The sequence below is a fragment of the Rhodanobacter sp. B2A1Ga4 genome, from assembly GCF_018101315.1.
GTDB lineage: Bacteria > Pseudomonadota > Gammaproteobacteria > Xanthomonadales > Rhodanobacteraceae > Rhodanobacter > Rhodanobacter thiooxydans_A.
The window spans coordinates 701,935-723,947 of the sequence record NZ_JADBJR010000001.1 but is presented as its reverse complement, the minus strand read 5'-3'; the positions used below and the strand labels follow the sequence as shown (position 1 = coordinate 723,947).

The 22,013-nt window shown below is 64.8% G+C and carries 20 protein-coding genes; 16 read left to right on the top strand and 4 right to left on the bottom strand.

Features of this window, described 5'->3' with window-relative positions:
• Positions 1 to 95 precede the first annotated feature (95 nt).
• From IMW82_RS03250 to IMW82_RS03225, 6 genes are all read left to right on the top strand, one after another.
• On the top strand, positions 96 to 1,250 hold the full coding sequence (locus tag IMW82_RS03250; RefSeq protein WP_211003837.1) for a PAS domain S-box protein: 1,155 nt from the start codon (positions 96 to 98) through the stop codon (positions 1,248 to 1,250).
• 222 nt (positions 1,251 to 1,472) lie between these two features.
• On the top strand, positions 1,473 to 2,075 hold the full coding sequence (locus tag IMW82_RS03245; RefSeq protein WP_244754150.1) for a hypothetical protein: 603 nt from the start codon (positions 1,473 to 1,475) through the stop codon (positions 2,073 to 2,075).
• Between the two features lie 101 nt (positions 2,076 to 2,176).
• Positions 2,177 to 2,755 carry a hypothetical protein gene (locus tag IMW82_RS03240; RefSeq protein WP_211003835.1) on the top strand — a complete coding sequence of 193 codons (579 nt, stop codon included), beginning with the start codon at positions 2,177 to 2,179 and terminating at the stop codon, positions 2,753 to 2,755.
• A gap of 150 nt (positions 2,756 to 2,905) precedes the next feature.
• On the top strand, positions 2,906 to 3,928 hold the full coding sequence (locus IMW82_RS17940; protein ID WP_211003834.1) for a DUF2971 domain-containing protein: 1,023 nt from the start codon (positions 2,906 to 2,908) through the stop codon (positions 3,926 to 3,928).
• A gap of 227 nt (positions 3,929 to 4,155) precedes the next feature.
• Entirely contained in the window at positions 4,156 to 4,704 is a 549-nt protein-coding gene (locus IMW82_RS03230; protein ID WP_211003833.1) for an isochorismatase family protein, read from the top strand.
• Complete coding sequence (locus tag IMW82_RS03225; protein ID WP_244754148.1) at positions 4,652 to 5,650, top strand: helix-turn-helix domain-containing protein; 999 nt, start codon at positions 4,652 to 4,654, stop codon at positions 5,648 to 5,650. Before IMW82_RS03230 ends, IMW82_RS03225 begins: the two co-directional genes overlap by 53 nt.
• Before the next feature lie 77 nt (positions 5,651 to 5,727).
• On the opposite strand, the gene IMW82_RS03220 is transcribed toward IMW82_RS03225, so the two are convergent.
• The 3 genes from IMW82_RS03220 to IMW82_RS03210 form a co-directional block, all read right to left on the bottom strand.
• On the bottom strand, positions 5,728 to 6,933 hold the full coding sequence (locus IMW82_RS03220; protein WP_108473217.1) for an acetyl-CoA C-acyltransferase: 1,206 nt from the start codon (positions 6,931 to 6,933) through the stop codon (positions 5,728 to 5,730).
• Between the two features lie 118 nt (positions 6,934 to 7,051).
• A complete protein-coding gene (locus IMW82_RS03215; protein ID WP_211003832.1) occupies positions 7,052 to 9,439 on the bottom strand; it encodes a 3-hydroxyacyl-CoA dehydrogenase/enoyl-CoA hydratase family protein in 2,388 nt (795 codons plus the stop codon).
• Positions 9,440 to 9,478: 39 nt separating this feature from the next.
• Entirely contained in the window at positions 9,479 to 10,105 is a 627-nt protein-coding gene (locus IMW82_RS03210; protein WP_211003831.1) for a TetR/AcrR family transcriptional regulator, read from the bottom strand.
• A 223-nt stretch (positions 10,106 to 10,328) separates the two neighbouring features.
• On the opposite strand from IMW82_RS03210, the gene ndk reads away from it, so the two are divergent.
• From ndk to der, 7 genes are all read left to right on the top strand, one after another.
• Positions 10,329 to 10,748, top strand: coding sequence for a nucleoside-diphosphate kinase (gene ndk, locus IMW82_RS03205; RefSeq protein WP_108473214.1), 420 nt, complete (start codon positions 10,329 to 10,331; stop codon positions 10,746 to 10,748).
• 70 nt (positions 10,749 to 10,818) lie between these two features.
• Complete coding sequence (gene rlmN / locus IMW82_RS03200; RefSeq protein ID WP_108473213.1) at positions 10,819 to 11,949, top strand: 23S rRNA (adenine(2503)-C(2))-methyltransferase RlmN; 1,131 nt, start codon at positions 10,819 to 10,821, stop codon at positions 11,947 to 11,949.
• The gene (gene pilW / locus IMW82_RS03195; RefSeq protein WP_108473212.1) at positions 11,939 to 12,727 is read left to right on the top strand and encodes a type IV pilus biogenesis/stability protein PilW; all 789 of its coding nucleotides are present in this window, start codon (positions 11,939 to 11,941) and stop codon (positions 12,725 to 12,727) included. Before rlmN ends, pilW begins: the two co-directional genes overlap by 11 nt.
• On the top strand, positions 12,724 to 13,710 hold the full coding sequence (locus IMW82_RS03190; protein WP_211003830.1) for a helix-turn-helix domain-containing protein: 987 nt from the start codon (positions 12,724 to 12,726) through the stop codon (positions 13,708 to 13,710). Before pilW ends, IMW82_RS03190 begins: the two co-directional genes overlap by 4 nt.
• A 153-nt stretch (positions 13,711 to 13,863) precedes the next feature.
• A complete protein-coding gene (locus IMW82_RS03185) occupies positions 13,864 to 14,514 on the top strand; it encodes a tetratricopeptide repeat protein (RefSeq protein WP_211003829.1) in 651 nt (216 codons plus the stop codon).
• A gap of 8 nt (positions 14,515 to 14,522) precedes the next feature.
• Complete coding sequence (gene bamB / locus IMW82_RS03180) at positions 14,523 to 15,722, top strand: outer membrane protein assembly factor BamB (RefSeq protein WP_108473209.1); 1,200 nt, start codon at positions 14,523 to 14,525, stop codon at positions 15,720 to 15,722.
• Between the two features lie 22 nt (positions 15,723 to 15,744).
• On the top strand, positions 15,745 to 17,148 hold the full coding sequence (gene der, locus IMW82_RS03175) for a ribosome biogenesis GTPase Der (RefSeq protein ID WP_211003828.1): 1,404 nt from the start codon (positions 15,745 to 15,747) through the stop codon (positions 17,146 to 17,148).
• 34 nt (positions 17,149 to 17,182) lie between these two features.
• Here the strand turns inward: der and IMW82_RS03170 are convergent, their stop codons facing one another.
• Positions 17,183 to 17,752, bottom strand: coding sequence for a GNAT family protein (locus IMW82_RS03170; RefSeq protein ID WP_211003827.1), 570 nt, complete (start codon positions 17,750 to 17,752; stop codon positions 17,183 to 17,185).
• A 67-nt stretch (positions 17,753 to 17,819) separates the two neighbouring features.
• Between IMW82_RS03170 and folD the strand changes: the two genes are divergently transcribed.
• The 3 genes from folD (at position 17,820) to guaA (ending at position 21,950) form a co-directional block, all read left to right on the top strand.
• Positions 17,820 to 18,689: a bifunctional methylenetetrahydrofolate dehydrogenase/methenyltetrahydrofolate cyclohydrolase FolD gene (folD, locus tag IMW82_RS03165; protein ID WP_211003826.1), complete on the top strand. Its 870-nt coding sequence runs from the start codon at positions 17,820 to 17,822 to the stop codon at positions 18,687 to 18,689.
• An 89-nt stretch (positions 18,690 to 18,778) separates the two neighbouring features.
• Positions 18,779 to 20,236 carry an IMP dehydrogenase gene (gene guaB, locus IMW82_RS03160; RefSeq protein ID WP_108473205.1) on the top strand — a complete coding sequence of 486 codons (1,458 nt, stop codon included), beginning with the start codon at positions 18,779 to 18,781 and terminating at the stop codon, positions 20,234 to 20,236.
• 136 nt (positions 20,237 to 20,372) lie between these two features.
• Positions 20,373 to 21,950, top strand: a complete 1,578-nt coding sequence (guaA, locus tag IMW82_RS03155; protein ID WP_211003825.1) for a glutamine-hydrolyzing GMP synthase — start codon at positions 20,373 to 20,375, stop codon at positions 21,948 to 21,950.
• Positions 21,951 to 22,013 lie beyond the last annotated feature (63 nt).

Sequence of the window (22,013 nt, the reverse complement as noted above, 5' to 3'; positions counted from 1 at the left end):
CGCTGGAGGGCGTCGGGCCATTTCGCTATGGTCATCACGCGAATCAGGGTATGGTTCGCGCCCCGCACCGATCGCCACTCCCACGGCTGGCCCGCATGACTGAACGAACAACCGGATCCGGCACGCTGGCCTTTCTTCCCGATGGCTCCGAACTGGCCGGACTGATCCGCGCCTTCGACTGGCGCGGCACGGGGCTGGGCGAGTTGCAGCAGTGGCCGGAACACCTGCGCGCGGTGGTGGCGCTGATGCTGCGTTCGGCGGTGCCGATGACGCTGCAGTGGGGGCGGGAAGGCTGGATGATCTACAACGATGCCTACGCCGTGCTGGCCGGATCACGCCATCCACAGTTGCTGGGCAGGACCATTCGCGACAGCTGGTCGGAGTTGGCCGAGTTCCGCCAGCATGCAGTGCAGCAGGTGCTCGATGGCCACACGCTCGCCTACCGCAATGAGCATCTGGTGCTGTGGCAGGCTGGCCTGCCGCAGGATCGCTGGGTCGATATCGACTACAGCCCGGTGGTCGATGCGGCCGGCCTTCCGGTCGGCGTGCTGGCCATCGTCAAGGACACCACCGAACGGTTCCAGTCCGCGCAACGGCTGTCGATCGCCCAGGAGGCCGGCGGCGTGGGCATTTTCGAGTTGTATCCGCAGAGCGGCCGGTTCGAGGTTTCCGGCGCTTTCCGCCGCATCTGGGGGCTGGACGACGAGGTGCCGGTCACGGCTGCGCTGATGAACAGCCTGGTCCACCCGGACGACCGGCACAGCTCGATCGCCAGTGAAATGGAATCCACCCATCGGCTGGCCTACCGGGAATACCGGCGGGTGGATCCGCGCAGCGGGGAGATCCGCTGGATCGCCGTGCGCGGCAAGGCGGTCACCGTGGCCGGGTCGGCGCCGCGCTTCGTCGGTATCGCCGCGGACGTGACCGAGCGCCGGCACACCGAACAGGCGCTGGTGGAAAGCGAGCGTCGCTGGCGCCGGCTGGTCGAGCAGATGGACATCAAGCAGGTGCGCCACCGCAACGTGCGCCTGCTGGTGGCGCAACTGGGCGAGGAGGCCGAGCGCCAGGGCCGGCGTTCCGGCGGCATGGTGGTGCTGGCCGAGATGCTGGGCAAGTCGAGCTCGCAGGTCAGCCGCTTCGCCGCCGAAAAACCGGTTACGCCCATCGGCGACCGCATCGCGCGCGAGATCGAGCAGGTGTTCGAGAAGGAACACGGCTGGATGGATCACGTGCAGTGGCCGGCGGAGTAGGGCGACCGGCGTTTTCCGACGCGGTCGAGGTTGAAGCCTCCGCCGTCGCAAGTCTGAGCCGGCCTGCAACGCGCTGATTTCGCGGCTTTGCGCTGCGATGGTCACGCGCAGGACAAAAACTTCCATCCATGGTCGGCGCCTCAAGAGTCGCTCCCTACCACCTGCACTGCGCTTTCCATCGCGCTATGCTCTGCGAGCATATTCCGGGGGGAATGGATGACCATGCAGCGCTGGCTGATCGCCGCCGCCGTAACCTGCGTCGCCGCTACAGGCTGTAGCGAAGCGTCAGACGGGAAAACGGCACAAACTGCACGCCAGCCACAGCAGGCAGGCCCGACGAATCCACTCGTCACCGCCGGGCATCTCGCCGCCGTCGAAGTAGCGGACCTGACCGGCGACCAGCACGCCATGCAAGGCCATGTCGACACGATGCACAAGGACATGATGCGCTCCATGCATCTGCCCGACCCCTCGCGCCCGATCGACCACGAAGCCGCCCGCGCCGCCTTGCGCCCCTTGCAAGGCGTGAGCTCCAGCGTGTGGATCGACCGCAGCAACCTGCTGGTGATGGTCGGTGGCGGCCAGTACCGCAGCATGGGCACCATCGACCGCGTCTGCCTCGCGCTGGAACCGCTGGGCGACACGCTGGGCGTGGTGGTCAACGTGCAGGACGTGACGGCCACGACGTCGGAAGGCGCGGATACGTTGTCGCGGAATTGCCAGTTGGCAGAAGGTGAGCGGGGATTGTTGCAGTCGAAGCGGGAGGTGGATGTGCTGGACCCGGAGTTGAGGCGGGTATTCCGGGCGCAGCAGGAAGCACGTTGATCCGCATTTTTCGATGAACGTGAGGAAGTAGGTGGCATGCACCATGTGTTGATGTTGTTGCGGTTCTTTTCAATCAGGCCAAGACAGGGGACAGGAAACTAATGAAGACATTGCTTGGGTTAGCTGCAGCTTTGCTGCTGTGCGGATGTTCGATCAGACACGATGTAGCAAAGGACTACCCGCAGTACCTGATAAACAACCAAGGTACGTCGCAGCTTCCTTCGACCACAGCGGCATCGGAGTACACGGTTTCGCCGACAACCGCCGCGAACCACTACGAGTTCCGCTCGGCGTTGGCTGGTTATGCCCACGTATGGGTGGTGCAGTTTGGCGAAATGCTGGATGACACACTGCAATCGCGCGACGTGCAGGCAGCATTCGGCAAACTGACGAAATCCGACGGAGGTGCCACCAATGATGGTGTGCTCGTTTTCGATCTGCAGAGCTACACCTATGCAGAGTTTGGAGCACATGTCTCACTCAAGGTGACCTATCGCCGCGGCGGCCAGGACGTGTTCAGCAAGGTTTACCAGGCAGATGGCACGACGCAGGGCGGCAAGATGTTCTGGGGAGGCGCGTTCGCCATGAAGAATGCTGTTCAGCAGTCGAGCAAGCTGGCCATCGACAACATCCTGCGCCAACTCATTGCGGATCTGAACACGCGTACGGCTCACGGCTGATGCCATAACAGACAAAAGCCGGGGACGGAGGATTAACGTGCGATAACTACCTCCGTCGCCTTTAATTCGCCAGTTGGGGACAGGGGAATGGGCGATGCTGCGGCAGAATCCGTAGGTGAGGCGACTGTTTTAGGGTGACAGATTATGTAGGTGGACAACATTGAGATTTATGTCTTATTTTTTAAGCCATACTTCCTTGCGAACCGCGCTATGACAACTTTCGTTGAAAAATGCACTAACGACCTATGGTCCGACCTTTCGGAGGTCGATCTGTTTCCTTTTAGTCGCCCGATGCTTGCGCACTATACATCGGTCGAGACGCTAGCAAAAATAATGGCAAATGATGAATTGTGGCTTTCTCATCCATTGCTCATGAACGACGACCAAGAGATGAAATGGGGGCTGGTCGAGGGCCAAACCCAGTTTCGGAATCACTCAGGTCTTCGGCAAGCATGTAACTGCATGTCTGGGGGCTATGACGTACTAGCCCAAGCTTTTGAAAGCAAGTTTGATGAGTTCGCAACCACTCATGCTTATGACACATATGTAGCCTGCTTCTGCAAACACGAGCCAGGTGACACTGATGGTCTTCTGTCGATGTGGCGAGGCTATGGAGCAAATGGCGGTGGTGCAGCTATTGTATTAGACACCGGAAAACTTGTAGCAGCCGACGGCTCTCCACTGGTGTTGGCGCCAGTCACCTATGAATCTACCGTGCAGCGTCAAAATTGGGTTGCCACCAAACTTGATAAGTTAGCGATCTCTATTCAAAGTGAAAAACCGTCGCATGATGAGCTTCGGGCAATTGCTGGAGCATTTGTCGATCGACTTAAAATGTTCGCGCTGTTTACCAAGCACACGGGCTTTTCCGAAGAGAGAGAATGGCGCTTGGTTTATATGAGAGATCGCGATCCAAAAGGTTTGTATGAATCCATGTTGAGTTATACAATTTCGCCTACCGGAATCAGTCCTAAATTCAAGCTTCCGCTAAAGCGAAACATGGTGGAAGAGCTTTTGGACCTTTCGATCACGTCTTTGGTTAGTTCAATACTTATTGGGCCGACAGCTGGGGACGCTTTGTCAGTCATGTCTATCAAGCGAATGCTATGTCAGACGGGAAAGCCCGAACTTGTTGGTCGAGTGAAAACATCATCTACGCCATTTCGCAAATAATCTTGGATTGAATCGAAGTCGCAAACCACCGAGACCGGGACGGTGGAAGGACCGGTGAATTGATTGCGGCCGAGGCCAACCATTCAAAAAGCAACGGCGCCGTATTACGCGCTGTATGCATGTCTTGTAGATCGTGGCCGGATCGGTCCGCTCATGGTCCGGCGCGGTGCTCGTGGGCGGTCCGCCGGCTGCCTAAAGTGACGACTCCCCAACGATGGAGTCGCCCCATGTCCGATACCCCCGCCTTGCTGGTCATCGACGTACAACAATCGTTCCTGCATGCGCCGTACTGGCGCGAGGACGATGTGCCGGTGTTCCAGGAGAACCTGTCGAAGCTGATCGACGCCGCGGCCGCGCGTGGCTGGCCGGTCGTGCGCATCCTGCACGAGGACGGCGATGCGCACTTCACCGCGGCGTCTGGCTTGGTGACGCCGATGGCGTGGGTGCCGGCCGCGCACGACGTGGTGTTTCGCAAGCAGGTGCACAACGCGTTTACCGGCACCAGCCTGGAGGCGTGGCTGCGCGAGCGCAGCATCGGGCGGGTGATCGTCAGCGGCATCCGCACCGAGCAGTGCTGCGAGACCACCGCGCGGGTGGCCTCGGATCTCGGCTTTGCGGTGGACTATGTGACCGAGGCGACGCTGACGTTTCCGATGATCCACGCCGGCAGCGGAAGCCACTACGATGCGAAGGACATCAAGCAGCGCACGGAACTGGTTCTGGATGGACGCTTTGCCCGCATCCGCACCGTCGATGACGTCCTCGCCGATCACTGAGGTGTGCTTCGTGCTGCCACCGGCGCTGATCCTGCTGGATCTCGCCGGCGCCGCCGACGCGTTCCGCATCGCCGCCTCGATGGGCTTGCCGGTGCGCTTGCGCCTGCTGGCGCCGATCGCGGACGGCGAGGCTGCCACGACGGCGCTGGGCGTGGGGCTCGCCGGCATCGAGCCGTTGCCGGCGCAACTGGACGATCACGCGATGATCGTCGTCTGCGGCGCCACCGGCAGCGGCGAACAGGTGTTGTCCTCGCCCGCCAGCAAGGCCCTGGTCGCCTGGCTGCAACGGCACGGCGGCCACGGCCGGCGGCTCGCCTGCGTATGCTCGGGCGCGTTGCTGGCCGCCGCCGCGGGGTTGCTGGACAGCCGCCGCTGCACCACGCACCACAGCCTGCTCGACACGCTGCGCGAACTCGCGCCGACGGCCGAGGTGCTGGACAGCCGCGTGTTCGTCGAGGATGGCGAGGTGTACACCAGCGCCGGCATTACCGCGGGCATCGACCTGGCGTTGCATCTCATCGCGGGCCTGGGCTCGTCGCGGCTGGCCGCCGCGGTGGCGCGCGAGATGGCCGTCTATATGCGGCGCGCCTCGGGCGATCCGGCGCTGTCGCCCTGGCTGGAAGGGCGCAACCACATGAACACGGCGATCCACCACGTGCAGGATGCGCTGGCCAGGGCGCCGGACCAGGAATGGCCGCTGGCGCGGTTGGCCGACATCGGCCACCTGAGCGTGCGCAGCCTGACGCGGCATTTTCGCGAAGCCAGCGGCATGTCGATCAACACTTATCACGCCCGCCTGCGCCTTGCGCTCGCCCGTCAGGCGCTGGCCACCGGGGACAGCGTGGAACGCGCTGCCGAACGTGCCGGGCTGGGCTCCGCACGCCAGCTGCGCCGGTTGTGGTCGACCCATGCGAGCGACAGCCCGGCGTCGGCGCGACGGCGCTGAGGGTGCGCTGGCCGCCTTGGCCGGAAACAGAAACGGCGCCGTATCGCTACGGCGCCGTTCGTTTTTCGGTCAGGCGATCAGAGCGCTTCGAACACGCCCGCCGCGCCCATGCCGGTGCCGATGCACATGGTCACCATGCCGTACTTCTGCTTGCGCCGGCGCATGCCGTGCACCAGCGTGGCGATACGCACCGCGCCGGTGGCGCCGAGCGGATGGCCGAGCGCAATCGCGCCGCCGAGCGGATTGACCTTGCTCGGGTCGAGCTTGAGGTCGCCCATCACGGCTAGCGCCTGGGCGGCGAAGGCTTCGTTGAGTTCGATCCAGTCGAGCTGATCCTGACGGATGCCGGTTTGCGCGAGGGCTTTCGGAATCGCCTCCTTCGGGCCGATGCCCATCACCTCGGGCGGCACGCCGGCGACGGAGAAGCCGACGAAGCGGGCCAGCGGCTGCAGGTTGTATTGCTTGATGGCCTTTTCGCTGGCCAGCAGCACGGCGCCGGCGCCGTCGGACATCTGGCTGGAGTTGCCGGCGGTGACGGTGCCGCCGAACTGGCCGTTGCGGAACACGGTCTTGAGCTTGGCCAGCACTTCCAGCGTGGTGCCCGCGCGCGGGCCCTCGTCGTTGCCGATCAGGCGGCTGTCGGTGACGATGCCGCGGGTGGCAAGGTCGGGGTAGTGGTCGGCAAGCTGGAACGGGGTGATCTCGTCCTTGAATTCGCCGGCGGCCTGGGCGGCCAGCGCGCGACGGTGGCTTTCCACCGAGAACGCGTCCTGCTGCTCGCGGCTGACCTTCCACTTTTTCGCCACGTTCTCGGCGGTGATGCCCATGCCGTAGGCGATGCCGATGTGCTCGTTGTCGAAGATGGCCGGATTCATCGCCACCTTGTGGCCCATCATCGGCACCATGCTCATGCTCTCGGTGCCGCCGGCCAGCATCAGGTCATCCAGGCCCAGGCGGATGCGGTCGGCGGCCATCGCCACGGCCTGCAGGCCGGAGGAGCAGAAGCGGTTGACGGTGACGCCGGGCACGGTGTCGGGCAGGCCGGCCAGCAGCAGGCCGATGCGCGCCACGTTCATGCCTTGCTCGGCCTCCGGCATGGCGCAGCCGATGATGACGTCGCCGATCTGGTGCGGGTCGATGCCGGGCGCCTGCGCCATCACGGCGCGGATCACGTGGGCGAGCATGTCGTCCGGGCGGGTGTTGCGGAACACGCCGCGCGGCGCCTTGCCGACCGGGGTGCGGGTGGCGGCGACGATGTAGGCGTCTTGCACTTGCTTGGTCATTTTGTTCTCCGTTGCCCTTCGCGCGGTGCGCGGATGCGGGCTGATGGTTTGGTCGCGGAGTGGAGGACAACCATCCCCACCCCAACCCTCCCCTTGAAGGGGAGGGAGCAGCTTCTGGTCAGTTCCGCAGCGGCTTGCCGGTGGTCATGGTGTGGGCGATGCGGGCCTGGGTTTTCTCGGTCTTGGCCAGTTCCACGAAGTGCTTGCGCTCCAGCGCCAGCAGCCATTCCTCGTCCACCGCGGAGCCACGTTCGATCACGCCGCCGCACAGGGTGTCGGCGATGCGCCGGGCGATTTCCACGTCGTGTTCGGAGGCGAAATAGCCGGCCTGCAGGTTGGCCAGTGAGGCGCGGAAGGTGGCGGTGCCCACGTCGCCGGCTACCGGAATCGCGCGCTGGTACAGCGGCGGGCGGTAGCCGGATTCGGCCAGTGCGTTGGCGACCTGCTTGGCCACGTAGAGCAGCTCGTAGGCGTTGAACACCACCACATCGCTGTCACGCAGCAAGCCCAGGTTCTTCGCCTCGAACGCGCTGGCGGAGACCTTGGCCATCGCCACGGTCTCGAACACTTTCTTCAGTTCCTCGAATGGATCGGCCGGGTTGGTCTTTGCCGCGCGCACGGCCAGCTCGTGCAGGCCGCCACCGGCGGGCAGCAGGCCCACGCCGGCCTCGACCAGGCCGATGTAGCTTTCCAGCGCCGCGACGGTACGCGCGGAGTGCATCTGGAATTCACAACCGCCGCCGAGCGCCAGGCCGCGTACCGCCGAGACCACCGGTACCAGCGAGTGCTTGATGCGCATGCTGGTGCGCTGGAAGTTGGCGACCATCTTCTCGAAGTCGTCGAACTTGCCGCCCTGCAGCAGGCCCAGCGCGCCCTTCAAGTCGGCGCCGGCGGAGAACGGCTCGGCGTCTTGCCAGATCACCGCCGCCTTGAGCTTCTCCTCGGCGATGCCGATGGCGTGCTGGATGCCGTCGAGCACCTGGTCGTTGACCGTGTGCATCTTGGTCTTGAACGAGATGATGCCGATGCCGTCGTCGCCGAGCGTCCACAGGCGGACGCCGTCGTTCTCCCACACGGTGTTGCCGGTGTCGAACTTCTCGCCCAGGATCGGGTCGGGGAACAGCTGGCGCCGGTAGACCGGGTGCTGCGAGCGCGGCTTGTCGGCGTTGGCGCTGGCTGAATACGAGCCAGCCTTGCCGTGCACGCCGCTGCGGCCGTCGGTGACCCAGGCGGGCAGCGGCGCCTTGCTCATCGCCTTGCCGGCGGCGATGTCCTCGGCGATCCAGCCGGTGACCTGCTGCCAGCCGGCGGCCTGCCAGGTCTCGAACGGGCCGAGCTTCCAGCCGTAGCCCCAGCGGATCGCGAAGTCCACGTCGCGTGCGGTGTCGGCGATGTCGGCCAGGTGGTAGGCGGTGTAGTGGAACAGGTCGCGGAAGGTGGCCCACAGGAACTGCGCCTGCTTGTCGCTGCTGGCGCGCAGCTTGGCGAACTTCTCGGCCGGATTCTTGATGGCGAGGATGGCGGCCACTTCGTCCGAGGGCTTCTGCTCGGAAACGCGGTAATCCTGCCTGGCCACGTCGAGCACGACGATGTCCTTGCCGGCCTTGCGGTAGAAGCCCGCACCCGTCTTCTGGCCCAGCGCACCTTTTTCGATCAGGCCGGCCAGCCACACCGGCGCCTTGAAATACTGGTGCCACGGATCGTCGGGCAAGGTGTCGGCCATGGTCTTGATGACGTGGGCCATGGTGTCCAGGCCGACCACGTCGGCGGTGCGGTAGGTGGCACTCTTCGGGCGGCCCACCGCCGGGCCGGTGAGCGCGTCGACCACGTCGAAGCCCAGCCCGAACTGTTCGGTGTGGTGCATGGTGGCCAGCATCGAGAACACGCCGATGCGGTTGCCGATGAAGTTGGGCGTGTCACGCGCGATCACCACGCCCTTGCCGACGGTGGTGACGAGGAAGGCTTCGAGGCCGTCGATCACGCTCGGGTCGATGAGCCGGGTCGGGATCAGCTCGACCAGGTGCATGTAACGCGGCGGGTTGAAGAAGTGCACGCCGGAGAAGCGATGGCGCATTTCTTCCGGCAGCGCCTCAGCCAGCGTGTTGATCGACAGGCCGGAGGTGTTGGAGGCGATGATCGCGCTCTTCGACAGGTGGCCGGCGATCTTCTTGTAGAGGTCGAGCTTCCAGTCCATCCGCTCGGCGATCGCCTCGATCACCAGGTCGACATCCTTCAGATGGTCGAGGTCGTCGTCGTAGTTGGCGGGGATGATCGCGGCGGCCAGCGCCTTGTCGGCCAACGGAGCCGGCGACAGCTTGGCCAGGTTGGCGATGGCTTTCAACGCGATGCCGCTCTTGGGACCTTCCTTCGCGGGCAGGTCGAACAGCACGGTTTCGACGCCGGCGTTGGTCAGGTGCGCGGCGATCTGCGCGCCCATGACACCGGCGCCCAGCACGGCGGCCTTGCGGATGCGCAGCGCTGATGTGGGTGAGGATGCAGCGGTCATTGGCTTCTCCGAGGGTGCAAAAGGGGTGGGGCAGGTAGATCAGGGATGGCTGAGGCCGGCGATGGCGAAGCGGATCAGGTGCTGCGCGGTCTGCTCGCGATGGGTGTGCTCGCTGACGTCGCTCTTGCGCTGGATCATGCCGAAGCCGGACATCGCGTGGGTCAGTGCGCCGGTGACCAGGTCGATGCGCCAGTACAACTCCTCCTTGCTCAGCTGCGGCAGCAGCCGTGCGAATTCGGCGGTGAACTGGCGCATCACATGGCCGTAGTTCGCGGACAGGAACTGGCGCAGGGTGTCGTCATGCTCGGCGAAGGCGCGGGCCAGCACGCGCATGAACAAGGCGCCGCTGTCGTCGTGCGAAAGATCCAGGGCCGGGCGGATGAAGGCTTCCAGCACGTCCTCCAGCGTGGCTTCCGGGGCGCCGGCAATCCTGGCCAGGGCGGCCAGTCGGCGTTCGTTCAATGCGTCCAGCCGGCGCCGGAACACCTCTTCGACCAGTTTGTCCTTGGAACCGAAGTGGTAATTGACCGCCGCCAGGTTGACCCCGGCGGCGGTCGTCAACTGGCGCAACGAGGCGCCGTCGAAGCCGCGCTGGGCGAACAGGACCTCGGCGGCGCCGAGTATCCGTTCCTTGGTTGAGCCGGAGCTGTTCACGGGCGGAACCATCCATCGGCCACGGGCCGGTTCAAACGATCGTTTGAGCATACGCGGACAGCTCGGCGGCCGTCAAACGGTCGTTTGTTGCAATAGCCCGCCGACTTGCGTATGGGTTAGAATCTGTCACACTTTCGTGGGCTAAATCCGCAATCCCTGTCGGGTTTAACCGCTTGCCGGCGGGGCCGGCCACATCCTTTTTCTTACCCAATCCGTTTTCCCGGAGCAGACCCGTATGGCGCTGGAGCGCACTCTTTCCATCATCAAGCCCGATGCCGTCGCCAAGAACGTCATCGGTGAAATCTACGCACGTTTCGAAAAGGCCGGCCTCAAGATCGTCGCCGCCCGCATGAAGCAGCTGTCGCGTGCCGAAGCCGAAGGCTTCTATGCCGTGCACCGCGAGCGCCCGTTCTTCAAGGCGCTGGTCGAGTTCATGATCTCCGGCCCGGTGATGATCAGCGCGCTGGAAGGCGAGAACGCCGTGCTGGCCCACCGCGACCTGATGGGCGCCACCAATCCGAAGGAAGCGGCCAAGGGCACGATTCGCGCCGACTTTGCCGACTCGATCGACGCGAATGCCGTGCATGGCTCCGACGCGGTCGAAACCGCCAAGGTGGAGATTGCCTATTTCTTTGCCTCCACGGATATTTGTTAGTGCGTTCATCCCTGAACGCGAAGATCAAAAAGCGGCCATCCGTGGCCGCACTCTTCAGAAGAGCCACTCCTTGAAACAAGTTGTCGCCAGTTCCACCAAGGTCAACCTGCTCGACTTCGATCGCCAGGGGCTGCGTGATTTCTTCACGCAGATCGGCGAGAAGCCGTATCGCGCCGAGCAGGTGATGAAGTGGATCTACCACGACCTGGAAGACGACTTCGAGAACATGACCGACGTGGGCAAGGCGCTGCGCGCCAAGCTCACCGAGGCCTGCTACATCGGTGCGCCGAAGACGCTGCTGGACAAGGTCGCCACCGACGGCACGCACAAGTGGCTGCTTGGCATGGACTCGGGCAACGCGATCGAGACGGTGTACATCCCCGAGCCGACCCGCGGCACCTTGTGCGTGTCCTCGCAGATCGGCTGCGCGCTGAACTGCAGCTTCTGCTCCACCGGTGCGCAGGGCTTCAACCGCAACCTGTCCACCGCCGAGATCATCGGCCAGGTGTGGGTGGCGGCAAAGTACCTGGGCAACGTCACCCACCAGAACCGCCGCATCACCAACGTGGTGATGATGGGCATGGGTGAGCCGCTGGCCAATTTCGACAACGTGCTGAAGGCGATGAAGCTGATGCGCGACGACCTGGGCTTCGGCCTGGCGGCGAAACGCGTCACGCTGTCCACCGCCGGGCTGGTGCCGCTGATCGACCAGTTGTCGGATGCGATCGACGTGTCGCTGGCGGTGTCGCTGCATGCGGCCAACGACGAGCTGCGCACCGAGCTGATGCCGATCAACAAGCGCTATCCGATCGCCGAGCTGCTGGCGGCCTGCCAGCGCTGGGTCGCGCGCAAGCCGCGCACCTCGATCACGTTCGAGTACACCCTGATGAAGGGGATCAACGACCAGCCCGAGCACGCCCGCCAGCTGATCAAGCTGATGCGCAAGCTGCCGACCTGCAAGGTCAACCTGATCCCGTTCAATCCTTTCCCGGGCACCCAGTTCAAGCGTTCGAACCCGGACGACATCCACCAGTTCCAGACGCAGCTGCTGAATGCCGGCGTGCTGACCATGCTGCGGCGCACCCGTGGCGACGACATCGACGCCGCCTGTGGCCAGCTGGCCGGGCAGGTCACCGACCGCACCCGGCGCAGCGCCGACATCCGCAAACGGCAGGACGAGGGGGCAACGCATGCGATTTGACCGGGTACTGATTTTCAGCCTGCTGTTGCCGCTGGCCGGCTGCATCACCACGCACACCGACAGCAGTTCGCTGGGCAAGAGCATGCCGCAGTCGAGCAAGGCGGAGCAGGCCGAGGATGCCGCCCGGATCCATACCGAGCTGGGCCAGCGCTACATGGCCAGCGGCGACTTGCAGACGGCGCTGGAGAAACTGACCAAGGCGCTGCAGTTCGATCCCAATTACGCGCCGGCGCACACCGTGATCGCGGTGCTGTACGAGCGCATCAACAAGCTGCCCGAAGCCGAGCTGCATTACCGCAAGGCGGTGGCGCTGGAACCGGCCAAGGGCGCACCGAACAATAACCTCGGCGTATTTCTTTGCCATACCGGGAAAATCGCCGAGGCTAACCAGTATTTCCAGAAAGCCGTTGCCGATCCGTTCTACCAGACCCCCGACGTGGCGCTGACCAATGCCGGCGTCTGCCAGCTGCGCGGCAACGATATCGCCGGGGCCAAAGCGAGTTTTCGTGACGCCATCGCAAGAAATCCCAATAATGCGGAGGCACTCTTCCAGCTTGCGAATACGCTTTATCTGAACAAGGATGCATTTCGCGCCAGGGCTTTTCTCCAGCGGTACGATGCGCTGGGCAAGCCGACTGCCGCGTCGCTCAAGCTAGGCCACGATATTGAAACCCGTCTGGGCAACCCGGAAGGTGCCCTTACCTACAGCAAGCGATTGCTCAGCCAGTTCCCGGACTCGGAGCAGGCGCGCACCCTAGACACCACTGCCAGCCAATGACTTCCATGCAGCCTCAACCGACCAAGCAGGGTTCAAGCGAGCCTGGGCAGTTCGGCATCAATTTGCTCAACATGGATGTGCCCTCGGCAAACCCTCACACGGTAAGTTTCGGCAGTCGCCTGCATGCAGCGCGTGAAGCCCAAGGCCTGGATCTGGAAGCCTGCGCACATACACTGAAGTTGCCTGCCCGGGTGCTGCGCCAGATCGAGCGCGACCAGTACGACGGCATCGATTCCAAGATTTACCTGGCCAGCTATATCCGCAAGTATGGCCGTCACCTGGGTATCAACGAGGTGTCGATCCAGGTCGAGCTCGATCGCATCAAGCAGATCGAACAGCCGCTGGTGGCCACCGGCGGCATCTCGCATTCGCGCTTCCTGCTCGACCGCTACGCCACCGCCGCCACCTACGTCGTGCTGACCGCGGTGATCGTGGTGCCGATGATCTGGCTTGGCGTGCGTGGCACGCTGGATCGCGACATCAGCCACCTCGCGCCGCTGGATGCCGCCCCGGTCGCCCAACTGGAAACAGCGGCCACCCACGCTGCAGCAACCGACGCGCCTGTCGGCGCCCCGACTCCACAGGCACCGGCCAAGGCAACGCCAGCACAGGAGCAGCCGCTGCTGGCGTCGATGGCGCCGTTCCCGAACCTGGAAAGTGCCAGCCTGTCGCCGGCCAAGTCGGCCGCATCCACCGCGGGCAGCGATGCCGGTGGCCACAGCCTGAGCCTCAGTCTCTCCATGGCCAGCTGGGTCGAAGTGACCCAGGCCGATGGCACACGACTGGAGTACGGCCTGCTTGCGGCCGGCAGCAGCAAGACCTGGCACAGCGACCAGCCACTGGATGTGCGCATCGGCAACGCCAGCGGTGCGCAGATCAGCATCGACGGCAAGTCAGTCGGCCTGGATGATTTCCGGCGTGCCAACGTGGCTCGTTTCCGCGTGCAGATGCAGGACGGCAAGGCTTCCGCAGCCAGCCTCTGATCGCCATCCGGGCCGCTGCAGGCGGCCCATTTCGGTTATGCTTGCCCACTCGATCCGCTCGGCAGCGAGCGGGCGTGATCGGCTATTCCCCTTGGTTACCGCACCGGCCTGTGCACGCGTCTGCGGGCGCGCGGCCTTTTGAATGGTGATTGCATGGCATTTGAAGAATACGACAAGTACGAACAGAGCGAGCTGGTTCAGAAGTGGCTGCGCGACAATGGCGTGTCGATCATTGTCGGCATCGCGATCGGCCTGGTCGGCATCTTCGGTTGGCAGCAGTGGCGCAACCATCAGGCTCGGAACGAGGGCCAGGCCTCGCAGCTCTATCAGCAGGTACAGATTGCGCAGGCGTCCGGCAAGCCGGATGCCGCCACGCAGCTGACCGACCAGCTGATGAAGGATTACGCGAAGTCGCCGTTCACCGTATTTGCCGTCAGCGAGCGCGCCAGGCAGCAGATGCAGGCCGGCCAGCTGGACAAAGCCGAAGCCTCACTGGCGTGGGCCGAGAGTCATGCCAGCGCCGCCCCGCTGAAAGCACTGACGCTGCTGCGCATCGCGCAGGTGGAACTGGCCCGCGACAACGGCAAGCAGGCGCTGGCCACGCTGGACCGCATCCCGGCCGACAGTTACCAAGGGCTGGCGCAGGAACTCCGCGGTGATGTGCTGGTCAAGCTTGGACGCCCCGACGAAGCACGCAAGGCCTATCAGACGGCCCTGACGGCACTGGGCGAGGAAGCGCCGCAGCGCGGCGCCTTGCAGATGAAACTCGATGATTTGGCCGTGGCCGGGAAGCAGGGTGCATGAAACCTGAAATGATGAAACGCGTCTTGCTGATCACGCTGGCTTCATTCGTATCACTTGCCGGGTGCCATTCGTTCAAGAAGGAAAATGTCCAGCCGCCGACTCCGCTGGCCAAGGACTTCAAGCCGACGTTGCAGGTCACCCGCCTGTGGCGCACCAGCGTGGGCGACGGCGCCGGCACCAGCGGCGCGCGCCTGCGCCCGACCGTGGTCGACGGCGTGCTCTATGCCGCCAGCACGGACGGCAAGCTGGTCGCGCTTGATGCCGCCAGCGGCAAGAGCCTGTGGTCGAAGAGTTCGCGCACCCATGGCTGGTTCGGCTGGGGTGACAAGAAGCGCAAGGACGCCCAGTACGCCGGCGGGCCGGCGGTCAATGGCGACCTGCTCGCCGTGGGCACGCTGGACGGCCACGTTTACGCCGTGAACGCAAAAGACGGCAATCCGCGTTGGGATGTCGAGGTGAGCAGCGAAGTGCTGGCGTCGCCGGTAATCGTCGGCGACATGGTCGTGGTGCGCACCGGCGACGGCCGCATCTACGCGCTGGACGCCGCGAGCGGCCAGCGCCGCTGGGTCTACGACCAGGGCACCGTGCCGCTGCTCAGCCTGCGCGGCAACGGCTCGCTGCTGGCAGCCAACGGCGTGCTGTTCTTCGGCAGCGACGACGGCAAGCTCGTCGCCCTGCGCCAGGACAACGGTGCAAAGCTGTGGGAACAGAAGTTGGCCAGCGGCGAAGGTCGTACCGAGATCGACCGCCTGAACGACGCCGACGGCGCGATCCTGCTGGATGGCAGCACGCTCTACGGCACCGCTTATCACGGCAACCTGGCGGCGGTCGACGGCCCCAGCGGTCGGCCGCTGTGGACGCGCCCGTTCTCCAGCTTCGAATCACCGGCGATCAACGACCACGCGGTCTTCGGCGTCAACGACGAATCCGTGGTGTGGGCCTTCGACAAGAATGGCGGCGCCGACATGTGGAAGAACGACGCGCTGAAATACCGCTGGCTCTCCGGCCCGGCCGTGCAGGGCAATTACGTGGTGGTCGGCGACCTGGAAGGTTACGTGCACTGGCTGCAGACCGGCGACGGCGCGCTGGCCGCGCGCGAGCGGTTGTCGAAGAAGCCGATTCGCGCGCAGCCGCTGGTGGTGGGCGACACCGTTTACGTCGAGGACGTCGAGGGCCGCATCGGCGCCTACCGTCTGTCCTCGCACTGACCGCTGGAACGAAGTACTCCTCATGTTGCCCGTCGTCGCACTGGTTGGTCGTCCGAATGTCGGTAAATCGACCCTTTTCAATGTGCTGACGCGCAGCCGTGACGCCCTGGTGGCCGACATGCCGGGCGTTACCCGCGATCGTCACTACGGCGTCTGCCGCAGTGGCGATCGCCCGTTCGTGGTGGTCGATACCGGCGGCCTGTCCGGCACCGAAGACGCCATGGACGTGCTGACGGCGAAGCAGGTGCGCCTGGCGATTGCCGAAGCGGATGTACTGGTGTTCGTGGTCGATGCCCGCGACGGCCTGCTGCCGCAGGACTACGTGATACTTGGCGAGCTGCGCCGCAGCGGCAAGCCAATCGTGGCTGTGGTCAACAAGACCGACGGCCTCGACGAACAGGCCGTGCTGGCCGAGTTCTTCGCCTTCGGCATCGGCGCCACCTTGCCGCTGTCGGCGGCGCACAACCGTGGCACCGACGACCTGATCCGGGTGCTGCTGCCGCTGCTGCCGGCCGACCGGGAAGTTGCAACGGAAGTCGAGGGCGAGGACGGCAGCATCCGCGTGGCCATCGTCGGCCGCCCGAACGCCGGCAAGTCGACCCTGATCAACCGCCTGCTGGGCGAGGAGCGGCTGATCGTCTCCGACGTCGCCGGCACCACCCGCGACCCGATCCGGGTGTCGCTGGAACGCGACGGCAAGCGTTACACGCTGATCGACACCGCCGGCATCCGACGCAAGGCGCGAGTCGAGGAAGCCGTCGAGAAATTCAGCGTCATCAAGACGCTGCAGTCGATCGCCGCCGCCCAGGTCGTGGTGGTGATGATCGACGCCCGCGAAAACCTGGCCGACCAGGACCTCACCCTGATCGGTTACGCGATGGACGAGGGCAGGGCGCTGGTGATCGCGATCAACAAGTGGGACGACATGGATCAGTACCAGCGCGACGAATGCCGCCGCGCGCTGGATCGCCGGCTGGTGTTCGCCGATTGGGCCAAGCAGGTGCAGATCTCCGCGCTGCACGGTTCCGGCCTGCGCGAATTGATGCGCGCGGTGGTGCGTGCGCATGCGTCGGCGACCAGGGAGCTGGTCTCCTCCGACCTCACCAAGACACTGGAAAAGGCTTACGAGAGCTACCAGCCGCCGCTGGTGAACGGCCACGCGCCGAAGCTGCGCTTCGCGCATCCGGGCGGCACCAATCCGCCGACCATCGTGATCCACGGCACTCGCACCAAGCACATTGCGCCGGCGTACCAGCGTTACCTCGAAAATTTCTTCCGCAAGCGCTACAAGCTGGAAGGCACGCCGGTCCGCATCGTGTTCCGCGAGGGCGAGAACCCGTACGCCGGGCGCAAAAAGGTGCTGACCAAGGAACAGCAGCACAAGGCCCGGCGCAGGGTCAGCGACCTGATCAAGCGCACGCGCTGAGTCGCCGGATTTCCTGCCGGCCACGCCGCGCGGGTCAGCCCAGGTCTGGCGAAATCAGGGCATACACCGCCGCGTCGCATGCCTGCTCGCGCACCCACAGGCGATGACGGGCGATGGCCTCGAACCGTGCCCCCAGCTTTTCGGCCGTGCGTCGGCTCGGCCGGTTGTCAGGCAGCGCGACGATCTCGATGCGGATCAGCCCCAGCCACCCAAAACCGAAACGCGCGACCATGGCCGCCGCAGCCGGTGCGATACCTTGCCCGTGACGTGACTGGCGCACCCAGTAACCCAGGTTTGCGCTTTGATGAACCCGATTGCGCTGGCCCAGGCCGACGCCGCCGAGCAGGTCGCCCGCGGCGGCATCGAAAACCGCAAAGGCAAAGTGTTCGCCCGAGCGCCAGCCTGCCTGGCAATGCGCCACCCAGGCCATGGCAGCCTGCAGGTCGTAATCGGCGTGGCACCACGGCAGCCAGCGGCCAACGCTTTCCACAGACTCGCGCGCGGCCTCAGCCAGGGCCGTCGCGTCGCGGTCCTGCCATGGGCGCAAATTCAATCGACCGTCGGTCAGTTCCAGCGCGGCTGGCATCGTCTCGTCTGCACCCATGCAGCGTTCCGTTTGTGCGCATCAGGCCAAGCCCGGATAATGACCGACTTTACACCCGGGTATTCCCATGAACGCACGCATCCTCGACGGCAAACGCATCGCACAGGAATTGCTGGAGCGTGTCGGCCTGCGCGTCGCCGCCAGGGTGGAGCAGGGACTTCCCGCACCGGGACTGGCGGTGGTACTGGTGGGCAACGATGCAGCTTCGGCGGTCTACGTGCGCAACAAGCGCAAGGCCTGCCAGCAGGTGGGTTTCCGCTCGTTCGGCTACGACCTGCCGCCCGACACCACCCAGGAAGAACTGTTCGCCCTGATCGACCGGCTCAATGCCGACCCGGACGTGCACGGCATCCTGGTGCAGTCGCCGCTGCCGGCACATATCGACGAGGACGCATTGGTCGACCGCATCGACCCGAACAAGGATGTCGACGGTTTCCAGGCGATCAACGTGGGGCGACTGGCCCTGCGCCGTTTCGGCCTGCGCCCGTGCACGCCCAAGGGCGTCATGACCCTGCTCGGGCACACCGACCGCCCGGTGCGCGGCCAGCACGCGGTGGTGATCGGCGTGTCCAACCACGTGGGTCGCCCGCTGGTGCTGGAGCTGCTGATCGCCGGTTGCACCACCACCTGTTGCCACAAGTTCACCCGTGACCTGGAAAGCCATGTGCGCCAGGCCGACATCATGATCGTCGCGGCGGGCAAGCCGGGGCTGGTGAAGGGCGAGTGGATCAAGCCCGGCGCGGTGGTGATCGACGTGGGCATCAACCGGCTCGACGACGGCCGTCTGGTCGGCGACGTGGAGTTCGCCCCGGCCGCCGAACGCGCCAGCTGGATCACCCCGGTGCCCGGCGGTGTCGGCCCGATGACGGTGGCCACGCTGATGGAGAACACGCTGGAAGCGGCCGAGGCGCACACCGCACCGTACCGGGTCGCCTGACCCGTCGGTTGCCACTGCATTCAGCCGCACGTCTGGCGAGCATCCCGGCAGGGCGCGTATAATTCCCTCTTTGCAGCGGGACTTTTCGCATGCGCATCCTCGCCGAGGCCCTGACCTACGACGACGTCTACCTTGTTCCGGGCCATTCCATCGTGTTGCCGCGCGATGTGAACACGTCAACGCGGTTCACCCGCGACCTGCGCCTGAACATCCCGATCGTGTCCGCCGCGATGGACACCGTGACCGAAGCCCGGCTCGCCATCACCATGGCGCAGAACGGCGGCATCGGCATCATCCACAAGAACATGACGGCCGAGCAGCAGGCGGCTGAAGTGCGCCTGGTGAAGAAGTTCGAGGCCGGCGTGATCCGCAGCCCGATCACCGTGGGTCCGAACACTTCGATCCGCGAAGTGCTGCGGCTGACCCACGCGCACAACATCTCCGGCGTGCCGGTGGTCGACGGCGAGCAGTTGATCGGCATCGTCACCAGCCGCGACCTGCGCTTCGAGCGCAAGCACGACGATCCGGTGCGCAACATCATGACCCGCCAGGACAAGCTGGTGACGGTGAAAGAGGGCGCCAGCCAGGACGAGGTGCTGCAGCTGCTGCACAAGTACCGCATCGAAAAGGTGCTGGTGGTCAACGACGCGTTCCAGTTGCGCGGGCTGATCACCGTCAAGGACATCCAGAAGGCGCGCGACAACCCGCATGCCGCGAAGGACCACCACGAAGCGCTGCTGGTCGGCGCCGCGGTCGGCGTCGGCGGCGATACCGAGCAGCGCGTTGCCGCGCTGGTCGATGCCGGCGTCGACGTGCTGGTGGTGGACACTGCGCACGGCCATTCGCAGGGCGTGATCGAACGCGCCGGCTGGGTCAAGAAACACTATCCGCAGGTGCAGGTGATCGCCGGCAACATCGTTACCGGCGAAGCGGCGCGCGCGCTGCTCGACGTGGGCGTGGACGCGGTCAAGGTCGGCGTGGGTCCCGGTTCGATCTGCACCACCCGCGTCGTTGCCGGCGTCGGCGTGCCGCAGATCACTGCGATCGACCTGGTCGCCACCGCGCTGAAGGACGAGATCCCGCTGATCGCCGATGGCGGCATCCGCTATTCCGGCGACATCCCCAAGGCGCTGGCTGCCGGTGCGTCCACCGTGATGCTCGGCTCGATGTTCGCCGGCACCGAGGAATCGCCGGGCGAGGTCGAATTGTTCCAGGGCCGTTCCTACAAGAGCTACCGTGGCATGGGCTCGATTGGCGCGATGCAGCTCGGTTCGAAGGATCGCTACTTCCAGGACGAGGCCGACGCCGACAAGCTGGTGCCCGAAGGCATCGAAGGCCGGGTGCCGTACCGTGGCCCGCTGCGCAACATCATCCACCAGCTGATCGGTGGCCTGCGCGCGTCGATGGGTTACCTGGGCGCGGCCACCATCGACGACGTGCGGCACAAGGCGCAATTCGTCAAGGTGACTTCCGCCGGCGTCACCGAAGCGCACCCGCACGACATCCAGATCACCAAGGAAGCGCCGAATTACCGGCTGAATTCCTGATTGCCGGGAATGGAGAATCGGGAATGGGAAATCGTCTGAAGCAGATCCCCCGATCCTGCGCGTCCCGCATGTGTCGGGTGCGGCGAGAGCTGGCTCCTCCATTCCCGACTCCCCATTTCCGATTCCTGGCCATGCAATGACCAACATCCACTCCGACAAGATCCTGATACTCGACTTCGGTGCGCAGTACACCCAGTTGATCGCGCGGCGAGTGCGCGAACTGGGCGTGTACTGCGAAATCTGGGCGTGGGACCACGATCCCGCCGAGATCGCCGCCTTCGGCGCGAAGGGTGTCATTCTCTCCGGTGGCCCGGAATCCACCACGCTGGAAGGCGCGCCGAAGGCGCCGCAGCAGGTGTTCGACGCCGGCTTGCCGATCCTCGGCATCTGCTACGGCATGCAGACCCTGGCCGCCCAGCTGGGTGGTGCCACTGAAGCGGCGGACGCCCGCGAATTCGGCCACGCCAGCGTGGACATCGTGACGCCCAGCCGCCTGTTCGACGGCCTCACCGATCATCCGGGCGAGCACAAGCTGGATGTCTGGATGAGCCACGGCGACCACGTGTCGAAAGCGCCGCCGGGCTTCGTCGTCACCGGCAGCACCGACCGCATCCCGGTCGCGGTAATGGAGAACGAGGCCAAGCGCTGGTACGGCGTGCAGTTCCACCCGGAAGTGACGCACACGAAGCAGGGCGGGGCGCTGCTGAAGCGTTTCATCACCGAGATCTGCGGCTGCAAGACGCTGTGGACCGCGGCCAACATCATCGACGACCAGATCGCCCGCGTGCGCGCCCAGGTCGGCGACGACCACGTACTGCTGGGTCTGTCCGGTGGCGTCGATTCCTCGGTGGTCGCCGCCTTGCTGCACAAGGCGATCGGCGACCGGCTGACCTGCGTGTTCGTCGATACCGGCCTGCTGCGCTGGCAGGAAGGCGACCAGGTGATGGCCACCATGGCGCAGCACATGGGCGTCAAGGTCATCCGTGTCAACGCCGCGGACCGCTACTTCAAGGCACTTGAAGGCGTGGATGACCCGGAAGCCAAGCGCAAGATCATCGGCGGCCTGTTCGTGGAGATCTTCGACGAGGAGTCGAGCAGGATCACTGCCGATGGCAGCAAGGTGAAATGGCTGGCGCAAGGCACGATCTACCCCGACGTGATCGAGTCGGCCGGCAGCAAGACCGGCAAGGCCCACGTCATCAAGAGCCATCACAACGTCGGCGGCCTGCCGGCGCACATGAAGCTCAAGCTGGTCGAGCCGCTGCGCGAACTGTTCAAGGACGAGGTGCGCCGGATCGGCGTGGAACTCGGCCTGCCGCGGGCGATGGTCTATCGCCATCCGTTCCCCGGCCCGGGCCTGGGCGTGCGCATCCTGGGCGAAGTGAAGCGCGAATACGCCGAACTGCTGGCCCAGGCCGATGCGATCTTCATCGACGAGTTGCGCAAGGCCGACCTGTACGACCGGACCAGCCAGGCGTTCGCGGTGTTCCTGCCAGTGAAATCAGTCGGCGTGGTCGGCGACGCGCGTGCCTACGAATGGGTGATCGCGCTGCGCGCGGTGGAGACCATCGACTTCATGACCGCGCACTGGGCACACCTGCCATACGAGTTTCTTGGCAAGGTTTCAAACCGTATTATCAATGAGTTGCGCGGTGTTTCTCGCGTCGTCTATGACATCAGCGGCAAGCCACCGGCCACGATCGAGTGGGAGTAGGGCAATCAACCACTTGTGCACACATGCGAAGGCCGGCAACTTGCCGGCTTTCTCACGTTCAAG